Below are 6432 nucleotides of genomic sequence, written 5' to 3' on the forward strand. Positions count from 1 at the left end.
GGACCTGTCAGCCGCACGCGTTGACGATGATCCTCCGGCATGCGGGGTAGAGACGCGGGCAGCCGACGATCAGGGCAATGCGCCCTATTCCACCAGGATACGCACACGCGCCGCCCGCCCCGTCGCATCAATGACGGTCAATGTGGCATATCCCTGTCCATCCGGTTGCCATTGTCGCATCCGGTTGCGCGAAATGCCGGGCAGCGGTCTTCCGTTGGCGAGCCAGCGAAACGGTGCGCGCCCGCCCTGCAGTGTGAGCACCAGCGGCACCGGACCCGCAGGGCCCGCAGTTCGTTCGATCCGCGCACCTTCCGGCGGAAATACGATTTCCGGCGCCGGTTCCGTTGCATGCACCGGCGGCGCCGCTTCGCCACTCCCGGAGAAGCGACGCAAGGTGACCGGAAGCGCCGCGCGCGTCAGTCGCACCGCACCTGCGGGCGCGCGGGCAGGCATGACAGCGGGGATGCCCGAGCGCTGGAAGGCCTCGAACAGGATCGGCGCAGCGCTCGCATAGCCCGAGATTCCCGGTACCGGCGCCGCATCCGCGCGGCCGACCCAGACGCCGATGACATGGCGGCCATCGTAACCGATCGACCAGGCGTCGCGATATCCGTAGGAGGTACCGGTCTTGTAGGCGATACCGCGCCGCGACGCCCCTTCCGGCGGGTTGATGCCGGCAAGCATGTCGGTGACGTGCCAGGCGGCGTGGGCGGCGATGATCTGCTTGCGGGGTTCACCGGCATGACCCGGTCGCAGCGACAGGGTGACGGCCTCGCCACCATTGGCGAGGCCGGCATAAAGCTGGACGAGATCATGCAGGCTGACGCCGGCACCGCCCAATGCGACGGCGAGACCCGGCGCCTCGCCCTGCGGGAGGACCGGCGCCACCCCGCCCCGGCGCAGACGGGATGCGAGCCGCGCGGGGCCGACAGCATCGAGGAGACGCACGGCCGGGACGTTGAGCGAGAGTTGCAGGGCCGTACGGATGCTGACATCGCCCTGATAGGCCATATCGAAATTGCGCGGACGATAGCCGGCGAAATTCGCCGGACGATCAGCGATCATGGTCTCCTGCGCGACAACACCTTGCTCGATCGCCAGCCCGTAGATGAAGGGTTTGAGTGTCGATCCCGGCGAGCGCACGGCCCGTGCCATGTCCAGCCAGCCGGCGCGCCGGGTATCGGCAAGTCCGGGGGATCCGACACTGGCAAGGATGGCGCCTGTGCGGGCGTCAGCCATCATGACGGCGACGGAGACCCGTGCGCCAAGCCTGTCCGCCGCCTCGCGTGCGACCTGCTCCAGGTTCCGCTGGACCCCGCGCCTGATGGTGAGACGATGGAATCGGGCATCGGGGTCGGCGCGGATCGTCGCATCCGCCACATGGGCGGCATGCATGGGCATCGCCCGCCGCTCCCGCGGGACCGGAAGGAGCCTCGCCCGTCGCGCTTCCGCAGCAGGCATCAAGCCGGCATCGACCATCCGTGCGAGCACCCGGTCGCGCGCAGCCTGCGCAGCGGCATGGTGGCGATCCGGACGCCGGCGCTCCGGGAGTTGCGGCAACGCCACCAGCAGTGCGGCCTCACCGGTTTCGAGGCGCTGCGGTTCCTTGCCGAACCAGGCAAGAGAAGCCGCGCGAACACCCTCGAGATTGCCTCCATAGGGCGCAAGCGTGAGATAGAGCGCGAGGATATCGTCTTTCGACAGCCGCCTTTCGATCTGCAACGCCCGCAGGATCTGGCGCAGCTTGGCGCCGAGCGAGCGTGCCTCGCGCGGTTCGATCAGGCGCGCCACCTGCATCGTGATGGTGGAACCGCCCGAAACAATCCGTCCGTTGGCCAGAAACTGCCCGGCAGCCCGCATGAGCGCCAGAGGATCGACGCCGGCATGATCGTGAAAGCGCCGGTCTTCATAGGCGATCAGCATGGCGAGGAATGCCGGATCAACATCCGCGAGATCAACCGCAAGGCGCCAGCGCCCGTCATCAACGGTATAGGCGCGCAGCAAATCACCCACGTGATCGCGGACCTCGACCGAACGGGCCTGATAGGCTTCGAGTGGTGGCGGAAAGGTACGGTCGAGCAGCGCCAGTGTGACGATCGCGCCCGTCAACAGCAAAGTTGCGCCGATGGCGCCGAGAATGACGGCGCGAATGGGCCTCTCACGCAGCATCATCATCACCGTGGCGCCACCACCTCCATCATGCCCGTGGCGGTGCGCGCGGAGAATCGCGGCCGATACATGTCCTCGACGACGGCGGCGGGATGGGCATAGACGCCCGGCGTCACCGCGCGCACGATATAGGCTGCCATCTGCGCGCGCGGGCTTTGCGCATCGCGCGTGAAGGCTGCGGTGAAACGATCGTCGCGAAATTCGACATGCGCCGCATCGGTGTCGCCGAGCCAGTCGAACCCGGCGAGATCCGCCGAACCGACCAGACGGGGATTGTCTATCTCGAATCCCGCCGGCAGGAGGTCGGTCATCACCACCTGCGAGGGCCAACTGTTCTCCTCGACAAAACGCAGCACCACGACGTAGCGCGTATTCTGTTCCACGCTGGAGACCGTGACCGGTTCGCCGTCCAGCGTGTAATAGCTGCGGGTGATTTCGAAACCTTCGCCGCCGGCCGGCAACGGATATGCGGGCGCAGCCACCGTGGTGATCACCGCATCGACCGGTTCGTCGGATTCGTTCACCATTGCCAAAGGCTGCGCTGCGAGATCCGCTCCGGCAATCCGCTGCGCAAAGCTGCCATGATGGGCGACGCCGTTGATCGTGAGGGTGATGGCGTCATCCGACATCTGCATACCCCGCGCCGCCATCAGCATCCAGGCCTGCTCCTGCGTGCTGATATGGCTGCGCGCGCGTCGGGCATCGGCGACAAGTTCGCTCATCCCGGCGATGTTCATCGGCAGGGGCGACGTCTCTGCGGCCAAGGCCAGCATCGCGGCACCATCGCGCAGGGAAGAACCGAAATCCGCGCGCGCACCCGGCAGCCCTTCGGCCTCATCGGCAATGTCGGCCCGCGCCTTTCTCAAGGCGGAAGCGAAGGCGCGCCCGGCCCGCTCACTGTCACCATAAAGGGCAAGGGCAGCCGCGATCTGGGCGCGCGCCATGGGGCTCTCGAAAGCCTCGATACGGGTATCGGCATAGTAGCGCAAATCGCCGACCGAGGCCCGGCTGTTGCGCGCAAGCACATACAGCGCATAGGCGATCTGCGTCCCCTGGGCCTCGACATCGGTGGTGTAGGCAAGCGTGTTCTGCAGATTCGCGATCATGCGCGCCTTGGCCTGGGCAGGTACGGCATACCCGTTCTCCGCGGCGCGGGTGAGAAACTCACCGATATAGGAATCAAGCCAGAGGTCGCCGCCACGCGGCCCCCACAGGCCGAACCCGCCGGTCGAGGTCTGGAAGTCGAGCACGGCGTCGATCGCCTCGTCGATGCGCGTATCCAGGCCGGGATCGATATCGAGACCGGAAATCCGTGCCAGTTCGGCAGCGTAGAGGAGCGGCATGGCCCGGCTGGTGAGTTGCTCCGCACAGCCATGGGGATACTGGTCGAGCGCCATCAGCACGGATGGGATATCAAAGGCGGAACGCGGCGACACGCCGACGCTGACGGAAGCCCCGTCGAGCAGGCTGTCGCCGAGAAGCCCGTCATCGATGCGCAGCGCACCGCCGTCAGCCGCAAGCGAGATGACGCGCCGCGTGGTGATCGGCATCGCGGCAGGCCTCACCGCGACGAAGGCCGTGCGCGTGATCGTCATGCCCTCCGAATCCGTCAGCGTGACAGTGATCGTGCCCTCGCCCGTTGCTGTCGCGCGCAGTGGCAGCGTGAGCGCCTGAGCGCCGCCGCGATCAAGCCGGATCGTATCGGGAACGGCGCCGAGTGCGAGCCCCGCATCACCGTCGATACCAATCGACAGCGCGTACTCGCCCGCAGGCGCATCCTGATTGGCGATGTCGAGGCGCATCAGCGCATTATCGCCAGGCGTCAGGAAGCGCGGAGCACTTGCCGTGACGACGAGGGGATCGCGAACGACGCGCTCCGCCTCCGTCTCGCCCACCCCGTCCGCACTCCAGGCCACCGCAGTGATGCGGACGGTGCCGTTGAATTCCGGCAATTCGAAATCGACCATGGCCCGGCCTTCCGGGTCGAGCGCCACCGGTCCGGATGAGAAGGCCAGCAGGCGCTCTTCGGGCGGGCTGCCTTCGACGAGGATACCGCCATCACCACCGGTGCGCAGGCGCCCCGCCGCACCGAGCGAACCATCGATCAGACGTCCATAGAGATCGCGGATCGCGAGACCCAGGCTGCGCTGCCCGAAATACCAGCCTTCAGGGTCGGGAGCGGGGTGATTGGTGAGATTGAGAATACCGACATCGACCGCCGCCACCGTCACATAGGCGGGCGTATCGGCAGGCAGGTTGTCCACGCTCACGGGAATACGCAGCCGCTCGCGCGGGCGCAGCATATCCGGCAGATCGAGACTCACCTGCAGATCGCGCTCGCCCGGATCGACGGGGAGCCAGGTCACGCCGATGGCGCGTGCGGGCATGCGGCTCTGCGCATCATCGCCGGGCCGGTACAAGGTCGCCGTGACATATGCCCCGGCGCCCCAGTCACCGCTGACCGGAATCGCGACCTCACCGCCTTCGCGCGGGATCGTCGCGGTGATGGTCTCGCGCAGGCGCTCATTGCCGACATGCACGAGAACTTCGCCCGCAAAGCGCGGGGCAATCTTCAGGCGGGCGATATCGCCATCGGCATAGCTCTCACGATCAAGCGCGATTTCGAGGGCATCGGGAGCCTCCGTCGCGGTTGTCTCGACGAACCAGCCCGCATCGAAGGCGATGCTGGTCGCCGGGCCCATCGGATCATCGGTTTCGATCGCCAGCCGATAGCGCCCCCATTCGACCGGCAGGGCGATGCGTCCGGGATCCTCTTGCCCGACATCGACCCGTCCGCTGGCCACCTCGCTGGTGTAGATCACAGGCTCGTAATTCCAGCCGGATTCCGTGCGATACCATTGATGGCTGCGCTCGATCTTCTCGAGCGACCATTGCAGATCCGCGAGCGCGAGTCGCGCACCCTGCGTATCGGTGGCGATGACGGAAAACGAGGCCGTCGTATTCTCTGGGACCGATTCATCCGCGAAATCCGGGCGGATGCCGATCATCGGGGTATCGGGCATGACCGGCAGGGTGAGACGACGCTCCACCGCCCGACCGCCGGCCTCACGCATGCGCAGGATCACGGTCGCTTCCAGCAAGCGAGTGGTCGCCGGCAGAGCCCCCAGCGTGACATCGACATGCGAACGCCCTTGCACATCCGTATCGGGCAAAGCCGTCAGCGGCATCACATCGGCGCCCAGTTCATCCTCTTCGTCCAGCCCGAACCGATATCCGGGATAGTCCGGCCAGTCGCGCGCGGTGCTGACCGCGACCTCACCCTCGAGGCCCAGCCCCGCTGCTGGCGCACCGTAAAGGTAGCGCCCTTCGACATCGACCCGCGCCACACCGTCGGGGGCGAGCCTCTCGACATCCGCCTCCATCGTGAAGGCGATCCGGTCGGGCACGAAATCCTCGACGAGGAAACGCGTCTGCGCGAGGGGCGGACGATCGGGATCAACATGCAGGGCTGCGGACCATGTGCCGCGCATCGCGTTGTCGGACAGGGCCATGGCATAGGCATGGCCGCCGAGCGCGCCTTGCGTGCTGACCACGCGGCGATCCTCGACACCGTCCGGACGCGTGAGAATGGCGGTCAGAGGCAGATTCTGCGAGGCCCTGCCCATGTCATCGCGCACGAGCGCATTGAGATGGACGGTCTCCCCGGCGCGGTAGATGCCGCGTTCGGTCCAGGGCAGGATGTCGATGGCGCCGGGTGCGGCGCGTCCTGCGACACCGCGATCGGACAGGTCGAACCCGGCACGGGTGAGATCAAGGAAGACGAAATCACCATCGTCGCCGCCGGCCATCACGATTGTGGGCGTCATGCCACCGGTGCCGCGCATCAGCCCGGCATCGAAATGCGCCATACCGGCAGCATCGGTCGAGGCCGTTCCCAGAATCGTGTTGTTGCGGGCGACGAGCTGCAGGCTGACGCCGGGCAGCGGCATGGCCGAGCCGAGGCTGCGCGCGAAGACCGAAAGCCCGTCTGCGCCGGCGAAGCTCGACAAGCCCATATCCGAGACAACGAACCATTGCGTCGCACGCGCCTCCCAGGGCTCACGGGTATCGTTCACCGGCACCGCCACGAGAACGTAGACCCCCGGCTCACGCTCGGGCAGGGCCTCGTCAACCGGGAACGAGGTGATGACCTCGCGATTGAGCGTGCCGGCAATATCGAGCGCCCCTTCCCAGACGGGCTCGCCCAGCTGGTCGGTGATGTTTTCGACCTCCCATCCGCCCAGCCGCCGCAGAAACCGCGAT

General features: G+C 66.8%; 2 protein-coding genes. Both read right to left on the reverse strand.

The annotated features are described in order from the left end of the window. Positions 1 to 84: 84 nt before the first annotated feature. The gene (gene pbpC, locus VKP01_RS06410; RefSeq protein WP_414706533.1) at positions 85 to 2175 is read right to left on the reverse strand and encodes a penicillin-binding protein 1C; all 2091 of its coding nucleotides are present in this window, start codon (positions 2173 to 2175) and stop codon (positions 85 to 87) included. Beyond that, the coding region (locus tag VKP01_RS06415) for an alpha-2-macroglobulin (protein ID WP_324411335.1) at positions 2175 to 6432 on the reverse strand (4258 nt) is incomplete at its 5' end. The genes VKP01_RS06415 and pbpC, both read right to left, overlap by 1 nt.

It is taken from the genome of Saliniramus sp. (assembly GCF_035311605.1).
Taxonomy (GTDB): domain Bacteria; phylum Pseudomonadota; class Alphaproteobacteria; order Rhizobiales; family Beijerinckiaceae; genus Saliniramus.

Coding starts and splice junctions, on each gene's coding strand:
- pbpC (WP_414706533.1), bottom strand. CDS start 2,175: ATGATGATGCTGCGTGAGAGGCCCATTCGCGCCGTCATTCTCGGCGCC.